We start from the raw sequence: 26,481 nt of genomic DNA on the forward strand, positions 1-26,481 counted from the left end.
CACGATAGTGAGACCGGCGCCGGCACGGACCACCGACGGCATATCGATTCCTGCTTTCGCCGACGCGAAGCGATGCAGCACTCTCGCTAGTAGATTCAGAGCTGAAGAATGATCCGCGCTCCACTGACAGAGCCTCATGGTCAAGATTGGCCGGAAATTGCGATTGAACAACGCAAGCGCAAACACCGAACCGCTCGAGGGAGTTTTGCCCTTAACGCGGTAGGCGTCTGCTCTGACCTTTGTCCAAAACGAGGGCATGGCCCAACTCATTTTCTAGTTGCAAGCGGACTCAGTAGTCGCCTCACCAGGTTTTCGGGCACGAGACCAGCGCCATGGCTACTCGCAACTTGCCCTCTGGATTGACCATGCACTGCCAGGCCACCCTCGAAAAGGACTTCGTACGCATTGAGGAGCTTCGGCTCCTCATGCGGCCAGGCGAGCTGCTCCATGACTCTCGCCCTGCCGAACTCACCAAGTTGCTTCCGTCGCTCCGCGTTGCTCAGCAACTCAAGTATCTTAACCGCGAAATCGATTGAATCATTGGCGGCTGCGTAAAGCGAGGCGTTCTGCGCCGTGTACCTGCCCTCCGTGAGATCGAACTGAACGATCGGCTTCGCAAGCGCCATGTATTCCATGATCTTGTTCATGGTCGACTTGTCATTCATCGCATTGCATTCGTCCGAGTTTACGCAGACGTCCGCTGTATTGAGAATCCTGAGCAGTTCGTCGTCCGAGACCCTGCCATGGAATGTAACGTACTCGTCTATTTCCAGTTTGATTGCGAGCGCCTTGAGCCGCTCGAGCTCGGGCCCGCCGCCTGCGATGCAGAATTGAATGTCATTGCGCTTCAGATCGCGGACGATATGCCTCGCTGCCTCAAGAAGATAGTTGATCCCTTCCTGTGCACCGAGCACTCCAACGTAGCCGACGCAATACGCACGCCCCTTCCTTACGGATGGATCTGGAGGAACGATCCTGAGCCGCTCCAGATTTGGGCCGGAACGCACGACGAAGACTCGAGAGGGATCCATCTTGCCACGCTCAAGGGCAATCGAGCGGTAGGAGAGATTGGTCGCTAGCGAAATGTCCGAAATAGCGAAAGTGCAACGCTCAAGGGCGACCACGACTCGATAGAGCAGATTGCGCTTACCGAACTTCGCTTCGAACAACTCGGGATTGATGTCGTGGTGATCGAAGACAAACTTCTTTCCAAGAAGCAGTTTGAAGAATCCTCCGATCAGGAAAATCAAATCGGGTGGATTGCATGCGTGAATGACGTCGAAGCCCCGCTCGAAGAGCACGCGCCATGCCAGCAGGAACTCCCAGAACAGTGCAACAGCGTATTCGACGAAGTAAAAGGAGACGCTGCGCGCTTCAATGATGGGATGCCGGTAGATATGAATGCCATCGATGACTTCGCGGCGAGCCGACGCTCCGTGTCCCACTGGACAGATCACGCTGACCTCGTAGCCAGCCTTGACCAGAGCGGTGGCCTCGTTCCAGACTCGGCGGTCGAACGGCACCGGAAGATTCTCGACGATGATCAATATTCGTCTTGGCCGCAATGATTTACCAGCTAATACCATTGTAATTTCCTACTAATCGAGAGTGATCCTTGATGCGGACCAGATCAACGACAAATTGACCAGGTCGCAAGCGATCACCGATCGTCCGAAATTCAGGATCGGCATTCCCAACGACTATGATTCCACCGTGCAAAAGAGCTTCATCCAGGGTCTCGACGAGCAATGACGAGACATGGGGGATCATACGCAGAAGATAATCCTTGTTGGCACCTACCAGCTTGGACAAGCTAATGTTGCGATCGAAAATGCGGATGTCATAGCCCTTTCCGATCAGTCGCTCGACTATCTCAAGGATCGGGCTCTCACGAAGATCGTCCGTGCCGGCTTTAAAGCTCATGCCCAGGATACTCACGGGCCGTTTTTCGAGTTGGACGATCATCTCGAAGCCGCGACTTGTTTGGCGTTCGTTGGAAGGCAGTACCGCCCCAAGCAGCGGAAGATCAAGGTCCAGAGATTTGGCCTTGTGCACCAAGGCTCGGACGTCCTTGGGCAAGCACGAACCTCCAAACGAGAAACCGGGCTTGAGGTAATAGCTGGACAGGTTCAGTTTGGTATCTCTGCAGAAGACGTCCATCACTTCATGGCTGTCGATGGAAAGGCTCTTGCAGAAAACACCAATCTCGTTGGCAAAGGCGACCTTCACCGCGTGCCAGACGTTGTCGGAGTATTTGATCATCTCCGCCACTTCGATCGACGTTCGAATGATCGGCGCCTCGATCGGGCCATAGAGCGCTTCCAGCGCGCTGGCAGTCCGATCGTCCTCGACGCCGATAACAGTCTTGGGTGGCGCGAAGAAATCTTCAAGGGCTGTCCCTTCACGGAGAAACTCCGGATTCGAGCCAACCCCGAAATCTACACCTGCCTTTTTGCCGCTCGCCTTCTCCAGCTCCGGAATAATAACACTCCGTATGGTGCCGGGCAGCACAGTCGATCGGATAATCACCGAATGATATGAGTCTTTCTCGACAAGTGCGCTACCGATCTCGGCACAGACGAATCTTAGAGCTGCAGTGTCGAGATCGCCGTTCCGCTTGCTTGGCGTTCCAACGCAGATAAGCGACAAATCAGTTCCGAGCACGGCATCCCGCGCGTCGCGGGTTGCCCTGAGCTGCCCGTTGGAGACTGCAGCAGAAATCTTCTCGCCAAGGCCCTTCTCGATAACGGGCGGCTTGCCTTCATTTATCAGGGCGACCTTGGCCTCGGCGGGATCAACCCCAATCACGGAATGGCCGAACGAGCTGAGACATCCGGCCGTTACAGCCCCGACATACCCTAACCCAAAAACACTGACTCTCATGTTCAAATCACTACTAAATAAATCGATCCGCCAAAGTAGTTATCCTATTTAAAATACGCCGGGCAACAATTAACGCAACATGTTTAATTAGTGAACCTTTTCAAGCGCGCCGCGACCTAACATTTATTGCCTGCACGTCGGGTTCCCGGTAAGACCTCCAAAGCCAGGACTTAGCTGTGTAATGGAGCGGCGGCGCTCCGCCATATCTCTATTAATCGTGGCACATAGACCCCGATTTCATATTTCGAAGCGTGATCAGCCTTGGCGGCCACCCCAAGCGCGACACGAAGGCGGTGATCGACAATCAGCCTGCGAAGAGCAGACGCAAGTGCATCCACATCCCCTGTCGGAACAAGCAGGCCGTTCGTGCCATCGATGATCACGTCGGCCACAGCGCCAACCGGTGTCGCAACGACGGCAAGCCCATAGGCAAAAGCTTCGAGGATCGACATCGGCAGATTTTCCGCAAATGACGGAAGGACGAATACATCGGAACCTCGCAGGACCCTCTTCGTCGCCTCGGCATCCAGCCAGCCCGGCACCTTGACCCGGTCCGCAATGCCTAGCTGCTCCACTCGAGCCTTGGTCTCCTGAATTTTTCCGTTTCCAGCGATCGTCGCCGTCCAATCCAGATCGCCATTCAGGCGCCCCAACGCTTCGACGAGTTGCGGCGTACCTTTTCGGCTTCCGAGTTCACCGAGGAACGAGATCCTAACACTCCCGTTCCACGGCGCATCGCAGGCAAAATCGGCTGGCAAAGTCGCGTTTGGAAGGATGATTATTCGGCTCTGGACTTGAGGCACATGCGCCAGAACCAAATCCGACCAGACCTTTCCGAGGACAATCACGGCCGAACTCTCCGCAAAGAGTCGATCAACCCACATGCGCACGCGAGGACTTGCCGACGGCCAGAACTCCTGAAACCGCGAACCATGAAGATGAACGACGTAAGGTATCCCCAGACCCCGCGCAAAGCGCGCCAGAAACGCCTTTCGAATAGCGCTTCCATCGGCGGCCACATTGATATGCAGTATGTCGACATCGCCTCGTTGTTTGGCGATCCAGAGACGGGCCAAGGCCCGGCCGAAAACGAACGGCGCCATGATCCGCGCACCGGGACCGCGCGTAACCAATCTGGAAACTCCGGCGCGCGCTGAATGACCCTCGCTGATCTTCGCAACGATCAAATCCGTCAAGCGGTCGATCCCCCCCCTTTGATGCTCCCCGAACGGGGTGGCAATCATCACCTTGATCGGCCGGGCAGAAACCATTGGAAGTACCCCTTGTTGTAGAATTAACGTGCGTTTCTAACTCGGAGCGAGGCAAGGCAAATCCTACAATCGGCAGACGATCAATTGGACAAGGGTTAATTTCGCCTCGGCAACTCGCCTCCCAAAGGTCAAAATTATATCTCCGCCACGGATGGAGGAAGCGCGTTAAGCTCAAATAGAAGAACGAATTTATTTCTGGTGTTCCATAGGTATTTTTAGTTTAATGCACCGCCATATATATTTGGAGTGCGGTTGTTACCACCGCCTTTGGGATGCGATTTGCATCGAAGTCAACATACCCGCGGGATCCTTACGGTCACTTGATCGTCCGATCACAAAACGAGGCGTCGAGCAGCTCCAACTGCGTGCGTCGTTTCACAGCTTTCGACCAGATCTAGCAAGGTCGGCTGCTAAATTGCGAGACTGCATGTGACTAGCTTATGGGACTACGCACGACGAGAATTGGACATCTGGGCGGATTCCAGTTCTTCAAAGGCTCATTTCTGGATTCGCGACGACGATGCCGTTGAGACGTCAACAAATCTGAAGCGCCTCAGCGACGTGGCTACTCGACACGAGACCAAGATCGGGTTGGCAGTTATTCCGGGAGAAATAACTACGGGCCTCCAAGAATACCTGGCCGAAAGCGTTCATCAATTCTACCCGATGTGCCACGGCTGGAAGCACATCAATCACAACCTTGGAAAAAAGCCCGCCGAGTTTGGCCCCGACCGACCGATTGCCAGCATGATCGAGGACGCAGAGGTTGCATTGCGCTCCTTCCGACAGTTCTTTGGCTCGTCGCAGCCAATATTTGTTCCGCCCTTCAACCGTATTACGCCTGCGTTGGTCAGCGCCTTGCCGCAAGTCGGATTCGCTGGAGTTTCGCTCATGCCTAGCTATTTCGAGCGGAAGCTCTTGCAGTTGAGTTCTCGCATGCAATGGCGTGGAATTGTCAGAATGCCGGAATTCAAGGACGGTCATCGGATCGACGTTCACCTGGACATCATCGATTGGAAGGCGAGAACGGCTCAGAGCGTCGAAGTCGTCTCTGACTGCCTTGTCCAGCAATTGCGGGGTAGAAGGCTCGGCCTCTTGAAGTCCGATGCGCCGATCGGGATTCTGACACATCACCTGGTGCACGATGAGCCTGTCTGGCACGCTCTCGAGAGCTTGTTGGACTTCCTCAGATCGCACGCATCGGTGGAATTCATAGACGTCGGCCAGTGGATTGACGGCTACGCCGCAGATCAACGTCGCGTCGCCTGCAGGCAAGCCACGCAGGGAGGCTAATATCCCTCGAATGAGAGGCTCAATCATGCGGATCGCACACCGGCTCGCCACTGCGGTGACAACCACGTTCTTCGCCATCCTGCTGCCGGTGAACTGCTCCTCCAAAGCGCAGGATGCACCGCCAATGAGATGGACGTCCGTCGGAAGCTCGGAAGGACCTATCACCATCCGGGGCACGCCGTACGTAGCTGAAACAGCCGGCGCAGACTGGAGTATCCGCAGGGCATCAGTCGACACGACCGATATAACGCGCTTCGAAGTGCGGGCGGGGGATGTTTGGGGTGAGGACCGCTCTTCTGGCGAAAACAAAGAGCGTTCCGAGCTTGATGGCTACAAGCGTCGCTATGAGTACGGCTCGGACGTTTGGGGTGCCTACTCGTTCCTGATTGAGCCTGGCGCTGAATACCAATCCGACTGGACAGCCATCAGCCAGATGCACGGATCCAAAATTCGGCCATTCCACATACACTTCAAGGCTGGTCGGCTGATCATCTACAGTGAGGCATCGGGATCCCGCTCAGGGCCGGAGACAAGCATTCGCTACAACCAAATGCTCAGCCGCAACGAATGGCACCACGTGGTATTCCACCTGCGCGAGGGATCGACCAACGGGCAGCTCGAAATCTGGCTCGATGGCAAAAAGGCCGTCGATTTTTCGGGGATGATCGGGGCGCCGGGTAACCAAGCCTACTGGAAGTATGGGATTTACCGTGGCTACGGCCCGATCACCACGCCCCTCGCTATTCAATTCGCCAACATGGAGGTCGGAAAGTCCGAGCTTGTCGCAAGGGTGGCGACGCCGCTGCCGGTCAAATAGGACCAACTAAGCGAGCCGCCACAGACACTCGGGGGCACCCGCCGTACAATGAACGGTCATGCATATGGCCACTTAGTGCTCTGCCACAAGTCGGCGGCGTGCCAACTGCGGGGCAAATCAAGTCCCCCACGTTTCAACAGGGCCAGCCGAGCACCGAGGACATTTTCGGTAGCTTAGTTACCTGCGCTTATGGGCTGGGTCACAATAGTGGTTCCGCCGCCCGTGCTAAGCGCTTTCGCCGAGTTCGCGAGTGTGACCGGGTCTTGAACGGTCGCCACGATCGTCCTGACAAAATTCAGGAACTTTGTCGATTCAACAGCCGCGGCGTTCGAAACATAGATCACGTCCTTGTTGCGCATTTCGAACCGTGAGGTCAGAAAATAGCCGCCGGGATCGCGCAAATCGGCCTGATAAATGATCGGGATAACAGGTCCCTCGAAGCGAGAAATGTCGACCCCAAGTTGCGCTGCAACCTCGCGCGTTTCGCCGCGATAGAGGAACACGGAGGCCGGGTCTGCCGTCAGGTCGCTCAAGCCGGTCGCTTTTGCGATAGCTTCGGACAACGAAACACGCCACGCTTCGAACGGGAACTGCCCCTGGCGGCCCGATGCCCCGAAGGCGAGGAACGTGCGCGGCTCGCGATACAGGTAGATCAAGTCACGCGGACGAACGTAAATGTTGTTCCCGGGTTCGTCGATGAGAGCGCCAAAGGGGCTGACAGCCTTTTTACCGTTCCTCTCAAGCACCACCCATGATTCGTTGCCTGCCCCCAAAAGACCGCCAGCACGTCCAATCGCTTCGAGCAGGCGTTCTCCGCCGGCATTTGCAGCATAACGGCCAGCCGCACGAACGTCTCCCAATACCGTATAGGCGGAGGAACGCTGGTCGAGAAGGGTGACAACAGCATTGGGCTCAAGCGATCGCTTTTTCAGGGCCGCGACAATCTCGCGCTCGATCTCAGCCGTCGTCCGCCCCTTTGCAGGTATGGGCCCTGCCGACGGTACCGTTATGTTGCCGTCCGGGCCGACCGCTTGGGGCGGGACGGTGAAGAAGTTGCCCGGTCGCACTCCCAGATCGTTCTGCACAAACAGGCCGGCGCCCGTTTCGTAGACGGTCACACCGAGAATGTCCCCAATCTCCACGACAACCCGCTGGGGCCCCCGCCCGTCGGCAATTCTGCCTGCGATCCTCGGCGCGTGGGCCGCCAGGATATTGAGTGCCTCTGGCCGCAATCGAACAAGGGCATAGGGAAGATCACCCTGCCCGGACGTGATGTCCCAGCTTTGCGGACCCGCAACCGGCATGATCGCGCACCCACCTACCAACGTTGCAATAAGCGCTGTCAGAAACGCTAGGCGGAAATGCATGCCCCTACCCCTGTGTTGCTCCGCTCTAACACGGAGAGACTGCAGAGGAGGATGACCTGAAAGCCTGCGATTTAATATTTTCAACCAAGTGTTTCCCGAAAAGCACAGAAAAAGCCGTAATAGACGCGAAGAAACCCCGACCGAAGGGATATTTTGGCCGCGGAAATGCATATTCGGCCGTCTCACGCTGAGTTTTTGCCTGATTCAGGTAAATGGTTCGCTATTGCGGGTCGTCTTCCCCGGCATTGGACCGCTCGAGCCGATCGTCCGAATCACCTACCTGCGTGGTTTACGCGCTCCTCGGGGAAAGCCGCGCTTCGCCCCTCCGCCGGAACGGCCGCTCGCAAGGCCGAGAAGCTTAACAGTAATCTGGAGGGCTATCGTTGTGCAGCCGGCTGCTTCGACCAAACGGGATAGATCCCTGATTCGAGACCTGCACCGGCGTACAATGGGCCTCTTCCGGTATCAGCGGCGTCACGTTCAACTGAATGGACAAGGCGGCTTGCAATTACTGCGTTGGGAGAACAACGAGATCTAAGAACTCCAACGACAAACCCACCGGCTGAAAGATGCCAGGTGATGACGCTGAAGAGTCCGAGGTTTAATGACTTTGTGCGGACGGCCATTGCGATGACCGGTATTCCCAGGGCGACGAGCAGAGTCAAAGACGGCAAGGCCGATTGGGCCACTACGATGGCGAGCGCCCAATAAACCCATACGCCAATCGAGAGTGGAACAATTCTTACCTCCCGTAGCAGGCGTCCGACGTACTGACCTGCCATCGCCGCGCGGAAGAGTTCACCGCAGCTCAAAAAGCGGCCGCTGAGGACGCGGTGCCAAAGGAGGGACCACGTTCCCATAACGTAGCTGTAGTGGTCGACGGCCTTGTCTTCCAACAGCACAAGGCGCCACCCCGCGCCGCGAAGCCGTGCTCCCAAGTCGTATTCCTCAAATGCATGCAGATTGCGGTCGGACAGATACCCGATCTGCGAAATGGCGACCCGCCGATACAGCCCGCCGCCATTCAGGCAATCAACATCAAGCTTATCCTTCCTGCGCGCGCGCTGGAAGCGCTTGACCCGCCCTTTGAGCTCGAGATTGTCGGTCCGCATCTCATGGATATATCCGCCTACGCCTGCCACGTCGTGTTGATGATCCAGGATGTCGACTGCCTTGCGGATGAAGCCGGCATCGAGCTCCATGTCACCATCGAGGATGTAAATATATTCGCCCTTGCAGTACTGATAGCCCAGTTGGGGCCCAACGCCACATCGTCGCTGTGAGGCACTCTCCAGCACGACAACAGACGTCGGGAACTGCCTCGCGATCGCGACTGTTTCATCCGTTGAAGCGCTGTCGGCGACAATGACTTCGCCCTCGTAGTCTGCAATAGCGGCGAGCGCGCTCTGGACGGCCCTCGCGATGTTCGTCGCCTCGTTAAGGGTTTTGATAATAATACTGATCTTACTCATTTTGCGCCCTGTGCACTCCGAAGCCGCGCCAAAGCTCAACTGTAGCAAGAGAATGGGATTTAATCCATTGAGACTGGGTCGCGCGTTCAACATGCTGAACGCGTTTGACCATGATCGCGCCGATGCCCGGATGGGCAGGGCCAACCTAGTCATGATCGTCAAGACGACCGTCTCTGGTGCCAAACGCTTGCCGCTCGACTCCGGAAAAGGTGGCGCCTCGAATCGTTGGACCGATCCAAAGGACGTCCGTCCGCCCCTCGACCCTGCCACCGCGATAAAGTCCCTGCTTGACATAGACACGTCTGCCAGACGGAGCCGGAGCAGTTCCCTCCAGCGCTAGTTTGAACTGCTTCTCGCCTTCGTCCCGCCGCCAGATGGCGAAGGCGCCACTACGCCAGTCCACCCTAAAAACAAAATCAGTCCATCGACCTAGTGTCACGAACCCGCCATCCGACAAAGCAGCTTGATTGAATGTATATCGCTGAGGGCCGCCCATGGTATGTTGAGCTGCTGCCAGTCCTCCCCACCCGTAGAATTGCCAAACAAAGGACCAGCTATTGCAAGCATTTCCGCCGTCGGCCGAGCAGTCGGCAGGGGCGAACGCGGACCAAGGGAGTTGCTGCCCCTCCCAATTGCTTGGGAAATAGTAACTGGTGGCATAGTATTGCAGTCCGCTCGCAGGTCCTTCCCTAATCTCTGTTCCGCTGCTGTCTTGCATCGAAAACATTTCGGCGCGCTCGCTGTTGGAGTTGAGCGAAAGCGGGTCGTCGTTAGGCTGCACTTCGATGCGGACGGCCGGCTTGCCGTGCCAAGTCTGGAAACCATCCACCTGCACCCGACAATCGTCCACGGCCTGTTGACCGTACCAGCCGCCTGTTCGAAGCTCCCCCCAGTTCGTCGCGAAGGTGACGCTTTCATCCAGGGGCCCGCTGCTGGGAGGGAGCCGATAGGTCACGCGCCTCCCTCCACGAGGCGCCATCTGGCATTGCTTCGATGATTCTGGCGTAACAGCCGCCGCTCCATTCCGCAGAACGCGCTCCCCAACGGGCCATGCCTGAATTGCGGCTGCAAGGGCGGCGACACCAAACAGAAAAGACAAGCATTTTATCAAGGCCGGGTGCCTCCAGCGGCGCTCGGACCGTCAGATGGACTGAGCATATTACCTAGGCACCGGCTCTCAACAGGCCATTTGGGTGGACGGCGCAACAGGTCGATGATTCAAGCCACGAAGGCCGTATCGCCCCCATCCCTTCAGACCTCTGGATCAACCGATCGTTTCCTGCCCCACGGCACCAACTGCCTCTGACGGCCCGAGGGCGCAAGAACACCCTATGCACCGACCAATTATTTAATGTTGCACCAAGTCGTCACTTGGCTATAGTAGCATAGTTAATTCTTATTTAATTTCCCGGCAACATTAATATCCATCATATTCAATTGGTTCGGTGCTAATTTGACAAACGGCTCGGATTTCTCAGGCGACGTTGGTCGACTCGAGCGCTGGTCTTCAGGAACGCGTTTTCGCGTTTCGGAGAGCGTCGTACCCTATTTGCTGTCGGCGCTCGATTTAACGGTCATCCTCCTTTCGTGCGCCGTTGCAGGAGGTGGCTATCAGATGCTGGTCAATCATGACCTGCCAAACCTGTCTTCCTATTGCGCGATAGGGACCCTCGCTGGGCTGCTTTACGTGCTCCGAATGGGAGGGCGTGGACATTACGGGCTTCCCGAAGCGATGGCGCCCGCCCTTGAGACCGGCGCAATCCTGTCTTCCTGGTTTGTGACGGCGCTCTTGCTGGCGCTCCTTGCTTTCCTGCTCAAGATTGGTCCGAGCTACTCCCGTGGCGCATTCGTTGCCTTCAACCTTCTCACGCCGTTGCTTCTGTTGGCGGCGCGTAGCCTCTCGAAAGCATCCCTGTCCATTGCCGTTTCTCACAAAATCGTTGGCTGGCGTCCAATCGTATTGATTGGCTTTTCGGATGAGATTGCCGCGTTGAGAGAGCAACGCCTTCTGACTCGCGTTGGCGCGGGTGATATCAAGACCTTTGTGCTAAGCGAGCTAGCAAGTCCGGTGACCACGCTTGCCGAAGCAAATATCCTGCGTTCGGCATGCGACTTCGCGAGACGTCAAGACTGCCGGGAAATTCTACTCGCTTTGCCTTGGAATGACGCTGGGCGCCTCGAACGCGTCCGGGGTTACTTAAAGACCCTTCCGGTAACCGTCTGGCTTCTGCCCGACGCCAATATCCGTCTGCTGACGCGTGATGCAGCGTCCGAGTGCATTCGTACCCTTGCCTTTCACGTCCAACGTGCTCCGCTCAGCGAAGCCGAATGCCTGATCAAACGTACGGTCGACATCGTTCTTTCCACCTTGGCTCTGCTCTTCTTTTCGCCACTCCTGGCCATTACAGCGATCGCCATCAAATTGGACAGTCCGGGTCCGATCATTTTCCGGCAAGAACGAAAAGGCTTCAACAAGAAGCATTTTACCATATTCAAGTTTCGAACGATGACTGTTCAGGAGAACGGTCCGGCGGTCGCGCAAGCCATCCGGGACGATCCGCGGGTGACAGATCTCGGGCGCATATTGCGATCCATGAGCGTCGACGAACTGCCGCAACTGTTCAATGTCTTGAAGGGGGACATGTCCCTGGTCGGACCGCGTCCTCACGCACTGGCCCACGACGACCAGTTTGAAAAAATACTGAGCAACTATTCGAATCGCCAACACGTCAAGCCGGGCATTACCGGATGGGCTCAATGTAACGGCGCCAGAGGCGCTACTCCATCGGTCGACCATATTGCGCAAAGAGTTCGACTGGACCTTTGGTATATCAACAACTGGAGCCTGAAACTGGACGCCAGGATCCTGATCAAAACGCTTTCGGAAGTTTTGAAACAACGGAATGCATATTAATAGGCGTTGGAAAAGGACGGGCCGATTCCTCCCTTGAGATGCCTTGCAGGTAAGACGCGGAAGACTCCGTTCGATCTTCATCCGCGGGGGATAAACAACCACGGCAGATGATAAGCTTCTTGCTCAACCTCTCATCGGCCGCGCGGTTCATAGCATCAAGTGCAGTTCCCCACTCTTTGGAGTACGGCTTGAGCTTAGCAAGATCGGCTTCCGTGGGAACCTCATCTCGCGTTACTTGCTGCAAGTTAGCAGCCCCCGTGCTTGCATCGCGAAGACTACCCGGCCGATGGGGGGTGGGAAGGAAAACCGGCACGGCGGCGCGTGCACCCCGCTCTAGGCCCGCATTCTTGGACAACTGTACGTAGCCTCTTGTCTCCCCGCAGCACCCGCAGAGACACAAAGCCATCGCCAGCAAGATCACGATGCGCTCGGCCATACGGGTCAACACCCCTGGCTCACAGTGATGATTAACGATTTAAATATAACAGTAAGGTTAATATTCAGTTAGCCAAAACGCGATGCACGCACCAAATCGGTTCTGTCGAGTGATTTCACGCACGACTGTCCGCTTACGGCTCACGATAAAGCGGACCTCGATTATGTGAGTATTGCGTGGATAGACGCTTGCCTATTTAAAAGCGTACGAGAGCTGAGCCGCCGGCTCGCCATCGCTGGCGCCCCGGACTTCCTCTCTCAGAGCGTTTACCGTGCTCACCATTTTGAAACCATCGGGAAACTCGATGAGGCAGGCATACATGGTTCCCACCGCGAGAAGGCGGCATTGCTGCCCCTGCCGGCCCCCGTTCATCCACCGATAGGTATACGGAAAATCGGAGTAGGAAGGATGCTCGCTCATAAGTCAGCAACCTGACTGCCTGTTTGCAGCGGACAAGGCGTCAATGTTCTCTCCACGACGCCGCCTCGGATCCGATCTAGTTGCAGAATTGTTGATTGCCATAACGCTGGCAGGCACGACCATTGCTGAAGATAGTTGTGTTGCCGTAAGTCTGCGCCGTCGTACCGTTGCTGAAATACGTGCTGTTGCCAAAGCTTTGGAAGGTCGTTCCATCACTACTATAGTTTGTACTCCCAAAGCGCCGCGAGGTGTCGCCGTCGCTCCAATAGGTAACGGCTCCGTTGCGCGTCCCGGAATAGCCATCGGACCCGCAAGAGGCCTGCCCAGCCGCTGACTGGCAATTCTGAGCCTGAGCCGACGACCCCCACAACAACAGCACCGCAAGAACTAGCCGCATGGTCACCTCCCGTGCACAAAACACGATCCCGTGCTTGTACCCTATACTTCTACGCAGAACTTGCCAGTCTTCTTGTCGTGAAAGGTCTAAGCCGGATGGCGGGTGGCGCATGCGATCGTTTCACAGCTCTCGATCACAGGACTGGTTCCCCGCCCTCGGGCGCCAGCCGCGCTCACCGAGTCTTCCGTCCATCCTATTCGGCTGTCGATCCGGCAGTCCTTGATCGAACGATCGATAACCAACCGTGCATTTAAACCTATAAAACGGGCTCTCTTGATGCTAACAATTACGTATTTCAAGTCGCGTTTTGTCGCACCCTTGAGTTTTCGGTGGTGAATAGTGAAACCAATTGATTTCACAGTCGTAATTCCAACGTTCCGCCGTCCGCTCGAACTCCGGGAAGCTATCTCGAGCGTACTCGATCAGCGCGATGTGGAGATTGAGATATTTGTGGTCGATGACAGCCCGGAGGGGTCAGCCGAGTCAGTGGTCGCAAGCCTGAACGACCAGCGAATAGTATATATGGCCAACCCCAAACCGACAGGTGGCTTCCCCAGCGCCGTAAGAAATTTGGGCTGGCCATCCGGGCGCGGAGACTTTGTCCATTTTCTCGACGACGATGATATTATTCCTCAGGGGCATTATGCAGCCGTCAAGCACCTTTTCGCCAAGCACACCGATGTCGGCGTCGTTTTCTGCCGTATCGATCCCTTCGGCAACTGTTCACCAACACAGTTGCACCAAGAAAAATTGTACTTCGAGAAAGCAGCGCGGCTTGCAAACTTCTGCCAGCGCCTTCGCTCGCGACGTGCCTTTGTCGCCTGCCTCATGTTCCATTGGGCACTACTCGTCTGCAGCGCAGGAGTCCTGCGTCGACGGTGCGTCGATCAACTCGGCGGCTTCGATCCGCAACTTCGGCTCCGCGAAGATGTAGATTTTTATGCGAGAGCTATGCGACAATTTGACGTGTGCTTTCTCGATCGGGTTGGACTTAGATATCGCATTGGAAGCCCCTCACTCATGCATGCGCCCAACCTCACGCAATGCGATGTGGACGATCTTCGCGCAGCTCAGCATCGAACAAATACACGGTACAAGTCGACCTGGGGTGTCTTCGAATTTTATGCCTTAAAGATATTTGCTCGCACAGTATTCAAGTTCGTATGAGGCAAAAAGCTTATATGGCAAAGCGATGTCATTGATCGTCAACAGGCTATCACAGTCAACGGCCTTTGGGCAGCTGCAACACGAGTGGGAGAATCTCGACAGTAGTTTGTCGCCCCGGACTCCATTTACTTCGCCGGTCTGGAACGAACTATGGTGGAAACACTTTTCTCGATCTGGATTGTTGCGGCGTGACGAATTCTTGCTCCATGAAATCCGCCGTCCCGATGGAGAACTCGTCGCGATTGCCCCGATGATGCGAACTTATGAGCCCGGCTTCGGACCAGTCCGTTTGTGCAAGGTGCAGTTCTTCGGCACTGACCCGAGCCTTACCGAGGTGCGGGGGCTGGTGTGCAGGGCCGAACATCAAAGCGATGCGCTATATGCGCTCGCCAAGCATTTTAGCGAGAATGAAAACAATTGGGATGTATTCAAGTGGAGCGGTCTTCGGTCCGACGCGCTCAGTCAACTTCCTCATGACAAACTAAGAACCGAGCGGATCCTCCCTGACTACGTTGTGAATTTGCCCGACCGTTGGGAAGCGCTCCACGCGACCCTCTCCAACAATACCCGCAAGAGCATTCGGAAGGGGTATGAGTTTCTTGATCGAGACGGGCACAGATTGGCGTTACGCGTAGCCGATTCCGCTAACATCGACGCTGAAACCTTGCACCGCTTCTTTCGACTTCATCAGGCGCGATCGTCGGCCGCCGATATGAAGCAGCATCGAGACAACTTCCATACCGCTCAGAGCCGAGGTTTCCTAGACGATGTCATAGGTAAATTGGCGTCGCGAGGGCTGGTACGCGTTTTCGAACTCGAGGTTAATGGCGAGGTTGTTGCGTCCCGGATTGCCTTTGCCCTCGGCCGAGACATCTATCTCTACTTCTCCGGTTTTGAGCCGAGCTGGAAGAAGTATGGAGTGATGACCACTCTTGTCGTGGAGATCATCAAATGGGCGATCGAGCAGGGCTTCTCAGCGCTCAACCTGTCGACTGGCAAGGACCAATCAAAGTTGCGCTGGATGCCGACGGAGATCGTTCTGCACGACATCGTACAGTCGAGGGAATCAATGCGGAGTCAGCTGGTCGCTCGATCTGAGCTCTGGCGACGGCGCGGTCTCAAAGCGGTGCCGTAGCGTTGGATTCCAACGTCCGATGAGGTGGCGGTTATGGGAGGAGAAGCCGCGCCTTTGAGTAGATCGTCAGTCACAATTGGGCCGCGATTGATTTTGAAAGGCTTTTCACATGAAGTATTTCGGCAATTCACCTTTACTTCGTGCCAATCGGCCTCGTCCTCATCGACGCAGAAGGCCTCAAGCTCCTGGTGATCTGCTTAAGCAAGTCGAGAAACATCTGCAGAATGGATTAGGTGGCGAATTGCTTCCCGACAATCCCGCTATGGAGGAGGATTTCATCCGGTTGCGGACGCACTACAACAATATCTGCCGCTATCGTGAATTGAAGGCGACAACGCTTACCTCGTTGGAGAGCGAGTTTATCGAACGCCGATTGATGGAGGAAAGCTTCGCTCTGGCAGCTCTCATGTCGGCAGCTGTACAGCAGTATGATGAGGGCTCGGCCCAGCCAGGCTCCATCGCGATCGACTTACCTCGATCAGAAGGCTGCGACCACAATTCCCTCTGACAAGGTCAAGTGTTCGGCGCTTCGTCGCCCCTTCAAGTTTTACGGATACTATCCTGGCCACCAGGTCGGTCGCGCGGTGTGGCGAAAGGATTGTCGTTATCCTCAATTGAAGCCAATTTTTCGAAGAGTTCTTTGAGGTTGTTCTGGTCATCGAAGTCGAGCACAGGAGACGTCGTGGCGATCTCGCCGATCGCCGTCTTGTGACCGTCCCACACTTCCTCAAACGCGCGGGACGGCATTATGCCATCCTCTGCGGCGTCGCACGATCCGCCGGTGAGCAAGGAGGAAGGCAGTCGAGCAGCCGGCGATACAGGTGTTGTAGCCTCCGCGTTATCCGCACAGATGATTACTTGCGCCGGCAACTTTGCTGCCTCGCTCTGTTTGGCATCAAGTCTTGCGGCGCTGAGGATCAGCTCGAGTATGGCAGGCAGAAGCTCTCTTCGGTTGATCGCCATGTACACTCGGGCGAGTTGATCAACATATTGGGAGCCAAATCGGCCGAGGACTGTCGCGACGCTTGCGAGCTCCGAATCGGATCTCAAAAGAAGCTCCCACCGTTCCTTATGCTCAATTCCACTTGCCATCTTGGACGGGATGGCAAGTTCATTGGGTGAGACGTCCAGGAAATTTGGTTGAACCAATTTTTCTTCCAGTTCGATCGGCGGACGTTTGGCGGCGACTTGGAGGAAAATCAGGCCAAGTCCCATGGCAACAAACCCGATCGTTGCCCAAGCGATCGAGATGCATAGGAAGAATCCGAAAATCAGCAACAATGCCCCTGCAACATTCATTTCGCACAATCGCCAATTAAACGAATAAAGACTCGATGGTATTTAATTGCGACAGTATTCGCAAGGTATGGCCTGATGGCCCCGACCGCAGGTCTCTCAAGGGGAAGTTTAGTCTCGAAGGGGGGCCGGATGAACCGCTCCAAAAGATTGGCCAATCGGAAAGTAAATGTGAAAGACAATGCGGCGGTTCTGCTACACTGCGTTCAACAATAGCCCGACCATCGCGCGCGAATCGCCGTTGCTTGGACAAGGACGACATGAAAGGGAAGGTACATGGTGAAAGCTGCTCCCCGCTTCAGCATAGCCGGCACGTTCGGATTGCTCCTGCTGGTTCTTCTACCCGCGTCCGCAGATGCCAAATCACGACGCGCTTCCGGGCCGTACAATTACGGGGCGACAAATGCCTTTTCCTGGGGACCTGACTTTCAGTACTACAATTACCCGCTCTATGCCGGTTGCCCGAAAGATGGCGGCCCTCCGCGCTACCCTGTCATTGCGACGAGCACCTTCAGCAATCAACCGGTGAGGACGACGGTCGGTTCGTGGAGCTATCGCGAAGTTTCATACGGCTTTCCCCAGCAATGGTGCCGCCTTCAATGAGCATAGGGTGATTGATCGAGGCTCTGGACTTGCAATTACTCTGAGCATGCACAGTGTGGACTTTAGGCGCGCCTTCGCGGGGCGTCGGTAGTGGCGCGGCGTTCAATCAATCCACAACCGCGTTTCGGGTGAACCCGAAGCCTAGGGGGCAATAAGTACTTATCACCCCCAAAGGCGATTTGATCCCGCGCCCCCCCAATCTCCTGCGACGGCTAGGTAACTTCATCTTGGGGTTGAGCGGCGTCCATTATGTATCCGCTAAGCGAATGACGTCAGGCCCCTAAGCCGCCTAATTCCTGTACCACCCTTACCGACGGTGGCTGATTGCGACACGATTCGCTCAGGAATGTTGAACATGCCGATGCGCGGCGTGGTGCCTAGGGGACCCTAATGTCGGTAATGTGGATCTTGCTCGCATGCGCTTGCACGCTCATAGGCGTGAGCATTGCGATCGCAATTTACGCGAGCTCTATGATAGCGCGTTCTGAGGCTGAACGGAGGGATCGCGTTAGCATACTAAGCGGCGATAAACCTGCTCCTACAAAGCCCGATCCGCACCCGTCTCATTCAGTGCATCGGACTGCCCATTCCTCGTGAGGGGTCGACCGAACGTCGGTTGCGCTCAGAAAGCGCGGCCCTGCGGCCAAAAGGCACCCGCTTGCCTCGTAGGTTGCGGGCTAGAATTCAAACTCCGCGATATTAAATGCCCCACAAATCATCCTTGCTCAAGGAGCTACGTTTCTTTCCAAGAACACCGCAACTCGATCCCCCGTTCGCCCGAATCTAACGATGGTTTGATTGAGAAGGTGTGGATCGGCATCGATCGTTCTCAAGTTTTTACTGGTTAAGACATCTGCACGGCAACCTTTCGCCTTAAAATTACACATGCTCGTACCAGTTGCTGAAGAAGGGGATGGTGCGTGATGACCAGTCCAATGCCCCACCCGGCTAACGAGAGTGATACACCGAGCGCCCCTGCTTCGATCGAAAGGCTGTCAGGCCCGCCATGAGTGAAGATCAAATAAGTCGGGCCAAGGCTACTTAAAATCGAAAGCAAAATGCTTTTGCGAAGTGCGCCGAAGAAATCGCCCCAGCCAAAATCAAGATATCGACGAACGACCGCAACGGCGATCAGCGCGTTCAAGGGCACGATGCCGACCAAACACCACGAGATCGCCAAAAGACCATGTCCGGCAACCAAAGCAACGGCCGCCGTATTCAGCACCGCCTGCACAGCCACCAGAAAGGGCAACTTTCTCACGGCCCCGACCGCCACGAGAACGGGATACTGAAGAGCCCAAGGAAAGGAAAAGGCCGCGGCAAGACACAGGATCCTCACAAGCGGCGCAACGTCCAGCCACTGAGGCCCGAGGAGAAGCGAGATTAACGGCGTCGAAAGCGCGGCCAACAACACCAAGCAGGGCCAATGCACTGCCGTAATTAATTCAAGCGCACTGAGATAGATCGCTTTCGTATCTGACTTGTCGCGTACACTTTGTGAGAAGATCGGAAGCATGACTGCTCCGACGCCAGCGAGGATCACGCGCTCCGGAAACACGGAAATAAGTACGGCGCGCTGCGCAAGTCCGACGCTTGCAGAATCCAGCGTCCGCCCGATAATTAGATAAGGCGCATATTCACCAATCGCTGAAACTAGGGCTGCGGCGCTGTCGAAGGCCCCAAACCCCATCACGCTGCGCCATTCGCTCAACGACGGCCGGTAGATCGAGCGGTCTGCATAAAGAAGAAGGCAGAGAATGCTCCCCGAGGCAGCCGAAGCGGTCGCCGCCCAAGCGAGCGACAGGAAGCCGAAACCCAACTTTGCCAACCAAATACTTGTGAGCCCTCCGGAAAGGGCCATCAGTATGTTGATCAACGCAAAGGTTCGAAATTCCATTTCACGGTTCAGCAACGCAAAAACCGGAAAGACGAAAGAGCCAAGAAGATATCCGATGGTAGCGATCTTAATATAACGACCGACCTCAGTAAGACCGTAGAAATTCGCGATAAAACCCGCGGAGAAATACAGGCAGAGGGAAATCGCCACTGATACGAGAATGCTTATCGTGATGCTCGTGCGGACCTTTTTCGGAGTAAGCCCCTTCTGCTGAATCAGATAGGCGCCTCCGCCGAATTCTCTAAAGGCTTCTGCGATCACGAAGACTGAACTGCCGAGAACTGAAACGCCGAAGGCGGCGGGGCCGATCAACCTTGCGACGACAATTGCGACCGCAAGATTGATCGACATAACGAGATATCGCCCGAACGATGCCCAGAGGAACGCACCCCTCACCCCCATCCTGCTCGCTCCATGGAACCGGTCGCGAATGCCCTGATGGTAATGTCTTCCCGCGCAACAGGCTCCGGGTTCAACGGGCAGCCATAAAACGCGGCAGAATCGGCGGCAAATCGACACACCCGATCAGTCCAGCATATATGCACCCTAGGCAAAGTCGCTCCGGTTCCAGGCTAATCGGTCTATTAATCCTATGACGCGGATGTGGGCATCGGCGGAATTATTCCAGTATTATGCAATCTGTGATACTCCGATAGCTTAGCCACGGACACTTAGTTTTACATCGTTAATTTCGAGTGGGCCAGGAGCAGACTCCCCTTGGACTTCGATAATTCCAATTTCGATAATTCGAAACTTCTCCCGTTATCGCAAGGCCAGCTCAGTATCTGGCTGGCCCAAATGCTCGACGAGAACGATCCCGCGTTCAATATCGGCGAGTGCGTCGAAATTTGCGGTGCCGTCGACAAGGAACGTTTCGAATTGGCTCTGCGTGAAGCAGTTATGGAGGCGGACGCGCTTCACCTTCGAGTGGTGGATACGAATGACGGGCCCCGGCAATACCTTGGAAGAGACGACGACTGGGCTATGCCGTTCGTCGACTTTACGCCGCAGGATAATCCCCGTTCGGCGGCCGAAGCATGGATGCGGACGGATATGTCTCGCAGCTTCGACCTTGCTCGCGGCCCCTTGTTTCGATTCTCTCTCCTTCGCATCGGCACTGCCTGCTACTTTTGGTATGCCGTCAACCATCATTTGGTCAACGACGGCGCTGGCTGGACGCTCCTGCTCCGCCGCGTCGCGGAACTGTACGGCCATCTGACCAGCCGTAGCGACTACGAACCTCAGCGCTTCGCCACTCAGGACGACCTGATCGAAGCCGAACGAGCGTATCGCGAATCCCAACATTTCGTGCGCGATCGAAACTATTGGCTGACCGTCCTTAGGAATCGACCGAAGACTGCAAGTCTTTCAACCATCAGCGCCACGCGACAGGGCGTGCGGCAGCTCACCGGGTGGATTCCCGGCGACGTGGAGATTGAGCGCCTCAGCCGTGCTTACGGATCGAGTGCCGCGGCCGTGATGATGGCCGGCATCGCTCTTTATTTTTGTCGCATGACGGGAGCCCGCGACATCGTGCTCGGGATGCAGGTATCGGCGAGACTTGGAAGTCAATCGAGACGCGCCGTCGGCATGGCGGCCAACGTCATCCCCCTTCGCCTCAACGTAAACCTAGACGAGGATTTCGATGCCCTGTTGCAACGTACCGTTCGAGCAATGCGGGGGGCCTTCCGTCATCAGTTATACCGGATCGAAGACCTCAGGCGCGATCTGGGGATCTTGCCGCAGAACGACATTTTTTCTGTCTTCGCGAATTATATGCCGCTTGATGAGGATATCGAATTCGCAGACTACCCCATCCGCCGCGCTCCGCTGGGTAATTGGCGCGTGGAGGATATCCAATTTGTCTATTATGGAGGTTCGGTCCAAACCGGATACCGGATCGACATTGTCGGCAATTCCGCCAAATATACCGTCGAGCAACTCGATCAGCACCTTCACAAACTCTGCGACTTGATAAATCAGTGCACCGCAAGGCCAAGCACGATTTGCGGTCGCGCTAATCTGCTCACATCCACTGAGCGAGAGCGGATACTGATCGGTTTCGCCGGCAATCGCGACGGCCATGCTGGCGATACGCTTGTTCACCGGCTCTTCGAGCGGCAGGTGAAAGCTAGTCCGAATGCGATTGCAGTCTGCTTTGAAGATATCAGTCTGACCTACTCTCAATTGAATGTTCTTTCCAACAAGCTCGCCCACCGTCTGCGTAGTGAAGGAGTCGGGCCAGAGGTCTTGGTTCCCGTCTACCTCTGCCAGTCCATCGACATGCTGGTGGCTGTCATCGCTGTCTTGAAGGCGGGGGGAGCCTATGTCCCGATCGATCCGGATCTGGCATCGGACCAAATGGCATCCTTGCTCCGGGCAATCGATCCGTCGGTCGTGCTGACCGCAGGTCACCTGCGGGCGCACCTGCAGGACACTCGCTATAAAGTCATCTCTATCGATGAAGCAGACCTTGCGCAATTCGCCGGGCCCGACCTTGAGGACGAGGCGATGAGATTGGCGCCCGGCAACCTCGCCGCCGTGATATTTGCGCCGGGCCCCACGGGCGACCTAAAGGGAATGCAGCACGAGCACCAGGGGATTGTAAGTCGGTTGCAGTGGATGCAGGACCAATATCGTCTATCGGACAATGACTGCGTTCTGCAAAAGACATCGCTGCAACTGTCCGCATCCGTTTGGGAATTCTTCTGGCCACTCACGGTTGGGGCGAAACTTGTCGTGGCGAAACCTCGCGGATATCTCGAGCCGCTGTATCTAAAACAGTTGATCCGCGCGCATAGCGTCACGACCATCCACTTCTTTGCGTCGGCCCTGTCGTCGTTCCTCAATTGTGCCGACATGGATAGCTGCAGGTCCATCCGCCGCATTCTCTGTAGCGGCGAACGGCTTTCGCCGCAGGTTTCGCGACGCTGCCTCGAGCTTCTGCCGGATATAAGGCTTTACGACCTCTATCAGCCAACCGACGGAGCGTCCGAGGCCTCTCACCGTGAGTGTCTAGCTGCTGATCTAAGTTCAAACACAATTGGACGTCCGATCACGAATACCCAAATCTATATTCTCGATCAATTGATGCAGCCGGTACCAGTAGGAGCCACGGGCGAGATCTACATCGCCGATGCCGGCATCGGGCGGGGCTATTTCCGGCAACCGGCGCTCAATGAAGAGCGGTTCGTTTCGTCAATCGTTGCCCCGGACGATCCGGATATCCGGCTCTATAAGACCGGCGACTCTGGACGGTGGCAACCAGACGGCTCGGTGGAACTGATGGGCCGCCGCAACGGCCAAATTGAGCTTCACGGCATCTGGATGAACCTGAATGAAGTCGAGAGATGCCTAAAGCAAGTCAAGCGGGTGAAAGACGCAGCAGTCGTTTTGCGCGAGAACACTGTGTGTATGCGCGAGCTGCTAGCTTATTTCACCGAGACCGATGCAGACCCGGCCGCGCTCGGCCATCCAGACCCGCTCACGATCTCAGCTATGCAGCGGGCGTCGTCCCACAGCCTTCCCGTTCACTGGAGGCCGACCCGATATTTACCCGTCGCAGCGCTGCCTTTAACCGCCGACGGAAAGGTGGACCGACCCTCGCTCGCCGCACGACATCCACCCCAAGAAGATGCTGTCGCCGATTTCGCGCCCCAGGGAAGTACAGAAATTGCCCTCCATGCGATCTGGCAAGAGGTGCTTCGGATCGAGCATTTTGGACGGTACGACAATTTCTTCGAGTTGGGCGGCCACTCCCTACTGGCAACCCAAGTCGCCTCGCGCCTATCCCGAATTTTCAATCTTGAAATTCCGCTTCACATGATCTTCGAAGCTCAGACCTTGAACGATCTGGCGCGACAAATCGAGCAAGCCATAGGAGCGACCAAACAGTCCGTTGTGCAGTCCCGCGGTGTTGGTCATCGATCGCCGGATTCCGATTCGGATGGAAGCGATAAATCGCTTACGCGTATCGTCGCTCCAATAGCTCCATCAGTGGAAGTGCCTTCGACACTCTCTTATTCACAGCAACGAATGTGGCTCATACAGTCACTCGATCCGAAAAATACAGCCTACAATCTGAGTGGTGCTGTACGTTTATTCGGCGATCTGGATGGAGAGGCTCTTTCTCGCGCCCTGGATGAGATGCGCCGGCGGCATGAAAATTTGCGGACTACGTTTCAAGAGGTGAACGGCGAAGTACGGCAACAGATCAACGCTTGGCAGCCTCAAGAACTCAGCGCGACCGATCTGCGCTTTCTCGGGAACTCGGCACTGGCCGAGGCAATGCGGATGGCTCAAGCAGCCGCGCAAACTCCAATTGATCTATCCCGCGGCCCGGTCTTTCAGACGTCACTGTTCCAGATCGCAGACAAAGAACATCTGCTTCAGCTGACCCTGCACCATATTTCGGGCGACCAATGGTCGGTCGGAATCGTTGCACGAGAATTGGCCGCCGCATACAATGCGTTACGGATCGGACAAAGCGTGGCGCTTGAACCACTCAAGCTTCGCTATCACGATTATGTAGCGTGGCAGCGACAGCAGCAAAGCCACCATGAGACGCAGTTGGCGTATTGGCGCGAGCAACTGCAAGGGCTGCCCGCACTTGAGCTTCCGACCGATTTCGTTCGACCGCAAGTACGTGGATTGAATGGCGCGAGCTATCTGACATCGATAGACCCGTCGGTACTGTCGAAGCTGGATCGACTGAGTAAGCGTGAGGGATGCACCCTTTTCATGACGACCTTGGCGGCGTTCGCTCTTCAGTTGTATCGCTTGACCGGGCAAGACGATTTCGCGATCGGAGTGCCGATCGCGAATCGTACCCACAGCGATTTGGAGAACCTCGTAGGGACATTCGTCAATACTCTTGCCCTACGCATTGATCTCTCGGACAGGCCCAGCTTTCTAGCGCTCCTAAAGCGGGTCCGCACTGTTGCACTCGATGCTTACGCCCGGCAGGACGTTTCCTTCGACAGATTGGTGCAGGACATTTCGGCCGCACGGGAAAACAACAGAGCACCTCTCGTGCAGGTGATGTTCAATATGCTGAACGCCCCGTTTCACGGCGTTTCATTTGACGGGTTGAAGTGGGAGCCGGCCGTCATCGACCGCGGGGGCGCTCAATTCGAACTGAGCCTGTCTATGGATGCTCAAGTGTCGCACAGCATCACGTTCGAGTACAATACGGATCTGTTCGAGCAGCGCACGATCGAGCGTTTTGCGGCCCAGTACCTTCGCATTCTCGAACAGCTCGCGGACGACCCTACCTCCAATGTCGCATCGGTTCCGATTTTACCTGAGGTGGAGCGCACTCAGCTTCTACGCTACGCGGGTACTTGTATTACGCCGTGCGCAAGCAGGCCGCGATTCATAACGATGTTCGAAGAGCAGGTCGTCCGGTCCCCCGACGCACCCGCGATATCCTTCTGCGGGCAAACGATCACCTACGCTGCTCTCAACGCGCGCGCCGGCGTCGTCGCAAATAATCTGCGTAGTCTCGGTATCCAACCAGGCGCCGGAATAGCGCTTTGTATGGCCCGATCGATCGACATGGTCGTGCTCCTGCTCGGGATACAAAAGGCGGAAGCATACTATGTCCCCCTTGATCCGTCATTCCCCGCAAACCGACTGTCGTATATGCTGACCGATAGCAAGGTTCGCGCCTTGATTACGGACGCGGATTCCAACGACCATATTGTTGCGCCTGACGACATACTTCACTTCGATAGCAGCTCCCTCACGATCGTCACCGGAGCCGCAAGCGACCGCGGATGCCCGATCGACTCGTCGAAGGAAAGAACCGCCTACATTATTTATACGTCGGGATCGACGGGGCGACCGAAGGGCGTCGTCGTCGGCCATCATTCACTATCGAATTTCCTCTCTTCGATGTCACGACGCCCGGGCTTGCATCCCACCGACGTGATGGCTGCCGTCACGACCATTTCGTTCGATATCGCCGGGCTCGAACTTTATTTGCCCCTGAGTATCGGCGCATGTATCGAGCTGGCTTCCAAGACCACGGCGTCCGATGCGACCGCGCTATCCCAATTGCTTGCGGACAGTGGTGCTACCGTTATGCAGGCGACGCCGGCAACTTGGCGCATGCTCATTGACGGCGGCTGGAAAGGTGACGGAAAGCTGCGTGCCTTGTGCGGCGGTGAACCGCTCTCTCGCGATCTCGCGGACGCGCTACTCGCCCGAGTGGGCGAATTGTGGAACTTGTATGGGCCGACCGAGACGACGATCTGGTCGACTGTTGCGCGAATTGAGCCGGGCGACGGGCCCATTTCGATAGGCGGCCCGATCGAGAACACTCGCATTTACATTGCGGATCGAGAAGGTGAACTATGTCCGATAGGAATTCCCGGCGAAATTCTGATCGCCGGCGACGGTGTCGCAATTGGATATCAGGACCTCCCGGAAGCCACTGCAGAGCGGTTTTTGCAGGATCCATTCAACGGACGCGAGGGAGAACGACTTTACAAGACCGGTGACCTGGGCAAATGGAGTTCAAACGGCGAGCTTTTTCACCTTGGCCGCATTGATAGTCAGGTCAAAGTGCGGGGCTTTCGGATCGAAATCGGCGAGATCGAGTCGGTGTTGCGACAGCATCCTGCTGTAGCTGACACGGTCGTCGTCGCACGGGAACTGAGTTCGTCAGATTGCCGGCTGGTCGCCTATGTCGTTTACAGGGACGAAGATGTAATCGTCAGTGAGTTGCGAAACTACCTCCGGAATCACCTTCCGGACTACATGATCCCGGCCGTTGTGGTGCCGATAGACAACATCCCTATGACGCCGAACAGAAAGGTCGATCGCAAGGCCTTGCCGGATCCTTTCATGGCCCAAGTACGGATGGATCCGGAGCGAATCGATCCGGCCTCAGCCATCGAGAAACTGGTCGCCGACGTCTGGCGTGAGTTGCTCCATGTGAGGGAAATCGGTGCAGACGACAATTTCTTTGAATTGGGTGGACACTCTCTGCTGGCGGTAAGAATGGTCAGCATCATCAAACAGCGCACTGGGCGCACATTAGATCCACGAACCCTCTACTTCAAGACTCTGCGGCAATTCGCCGAATACGCCAATCGTGAAAACGAGTAA

The 26,481-nt window shown here is 56.0% G+C and carries 15 protein-coding genes; 7 read left to right on the forward strand and 8 right to left on the reverse strand.

Annotation, left to right across the window (positions count from 1 at the left end):
• Window positions 1–266 precede the first annotated feature (266 nt).
• The 3 genes from FNV92_RS31235 to FNV92_RS31245 form a co-directional block, all read right to left on the reverse strand.
• Window positions 267–1,586, reverse strand: a complete 1,320-nt coding sequence (locus FNV92_RS31235; RefSeq protein WP_143843210.1) for a glycosyltransferase family 4 protein — start codon at window positions 1,584–1,586, stop codon at window positions 267–269.
• A complete protein-coding gene (locus tag FNV92_RS31240; RefSeq protein WP_015688723.1) occupies window positions 1,570–2,883 on the reverse strand; it encodes a nucleotide sugar dehydrogenase in 1,314 nt (437 codons plus the stop codon). The genes FNV92_RS31235 and FNV92_RS31240 overlap by 17 nt, the downstream gene beginning before the upstream one ends.
• Window positions 2,884–3,053: 170 nt before the next feature.
• Window positions 3,054–4,079, reverse strand: a complete 1,026-nt coding sequence (locus FNV92_RS31245) for a glycosyltransferase family 4 protein (RefSeq protein WP_168213470.1) — start codon at window positions 4,077–4,079, stop codon at window positions 3,054–3,056.
• A 537-nt stretch (window positions 4,080–4,616) separates the two neighbouring features.
• Here FNV92_RS31245 and FNV92_RS31250 point away from each other — a divergent pair.
• Both FNV92_RS31250 and FNV92_RS31255 read left to right on the forward strand, forming a co-directional pair.
• Complete coding sequence (locus tag FNV92_RS31250) at window positions 4,617–5,447, forward strand: polysaccharide deacetylase family protein (protein WP_051026626.1); 831 nt, start codon at window positions 4,617–4,619, stop codon at window positions 5,445–5,447.
• A 25-nt stretch (window positions 5,448–5,472) separates the two neighbouring features.
• Window positions 5,473–6,264, forward strand: coding sequence for a heparin lyase I family protein (locus FNV92_RS31255; RefSeq protein ID WP_015688727.1), 792 nt, complete (start codon window positions 5,473–5,475; stop codon window positions 6,262–6,264).
• Between the two features lie 173 nt (window positions 6,265–6,437).
• Here the strand turns inward: FNV92_RS31255 and FNV92_RS31260 are convergent, their stop codons facing one another.
• The 3 genes from FNV92_RS31260 to FNV92_RS31270 form a co-directional block, all read right to left on the reverse strand.
• Window positions 6,438–7,568 carry a polysaccharide biosynthesis/export family protein gene (locus FNV92_RS31260; RefSeq protein WP_244623799.1) on the reverse strand — a complete coding sequence of 377 codons (1,131 nt, stop codon included), beginning with the start codon at window positions 7,566–7,568 and terminating at the stop codon, window positions 6,438–6,440.
• 440 nt (window positions 7,569–8,008) lie between these two features.
• The gene (locus FNV92_RS31265) at window positions 8,009–9,103 is read right to left on the reverse strand and encodes a glycosyltransferase family 2 protein (RefSeq protein ID WP_168213469.1); all 1,095 of its coding nucleotides are present in this window, start codon (window positions 9,101–9,103) and stop codon (window positions 8,009–8,011) included.
• A 145-nt stretch (window positions 9,104–9,248) separates the two neighbouring features.
• Window positions 9,249–10,058: a heparin lyase I family protein gene (locus FNV92_RS31270; protein ID WP_168213468.1), complete on the reverse strand. Its 810-nt coding sequence runs from the start codon at window positions 10,056–10,058 to the stop codon at window positions 9,249–9,251.
• A gap of 594 nt (window positions 10,059–10,652) precedes the next feature.
• Here FNV92_RS31270 and FNV92_RS31275 point away from each other — a divergent pair.
• The 4 genes from FNV92_RS31275 (at window position 10,653) to FNV92_RS31290 (ending at window position 16,080) form a co-directional block, all read left to right on the forward strand.
• Window positions 10,653–12,017: an undecaprenyl-phosphate glucose phosphotransferase gene (locus FNV92_RS31275; RefSeq protein WP_334266078.1), complete on the forward strand. Its 1,365-nt coding sequence runs from the start codon at window positions 10,653–10,655 to the stop codon at window positions 12,015–12,017.
• 1,592 nt (window positions 12,018–13,609) lie between these two features.
• A complete protein-coding gene (locus FNV92_RS31280) occupies window positions 13,610–14,437 on the forward strand; it encodes a glycosyltransferase family 2 protein (protein WP_168213467.1) in 828 nt (275 codons plus the stop codon).
• A gap of 25 nt (window positions 14,438–14,462) precedes the next feature.
• Entirely contained in the window at window positions 14,463–15,572 is a 1,110-nt protein-coding gene (locus FNV92_RS31285) for a GNAT family N-acetyltransferase (RefSeq protein WP_083850105.1), read from the forward strand.
• A 109-nt stretch (window positions 15,573–15,681) separates the two neighbouring features.
• On the forward strand, window positions 15,682–16,080 hold the full coding sequence (locus tag FNV92_RS31290; RefSeq protein WP_143843203.1) for a hypothetical protein: 399 nt from the start codon (window positions 15,682–15,684) through the stop codon (window positions 16,078–16,080).
• A 32-nt stretch (window positions 16,081–16,112) separates the two neighbouring features.
• Here FNV92_RS31290 and FNV92_RS31295 read toward each other — a convergent pair whose 3' ends face one another.
• A complete protein-coding gene (locus tag FNV92_RS31295) occupies window positions 16,113–16,871 on the reverse strand; it encodes a hypothetical protein (protein ID WP_143843202.1) in 759 nt (252 codons plus the stop codon).
• Window positions 16,872–18,315: 1,444 nt separating this feature from the next.
• Window positions 18,316–19,719 (reverse strand): oligosaccharide flippase family protein, encoded by a 1,404-nt coding sequence (locus FNV92_RS31300; protein ID WP_168213466.1) that lies wholly within the window; start codon window positions 19,717–19,719, stop codon window positions 18,316–18,318.
• A gap of 366 nt (window positions 19,720–20,085) precedes the next feature.
• On the opposite strand from FNV92_RS31300, the gene FNV92_RS31305 reads away from it, so the two are divergent.
• Window positions 20,086–26,481: a non-ribosomal peptide synthetase gene (locus tag FNV92_RS31305; protein WP_143843200.1), complete on the forward strand. Its 6,396-nt coding sequence runs from the start codon at window positions 20,086–20,088 to the stop codon at window positions 26,479–26,481.

The sequence above is a fragment of the Bradyrhizobium cosmicum genome (assembly GCF_007290395.2).
Taxonomy (GTDB): domain Bacteria; phylum Pseudomonadota; class Alphaproteobacteria; order Rhizobiales; family Xanthobacteraceae; genus Bradyrhizobium; species Bradyrhizobium cosmicum.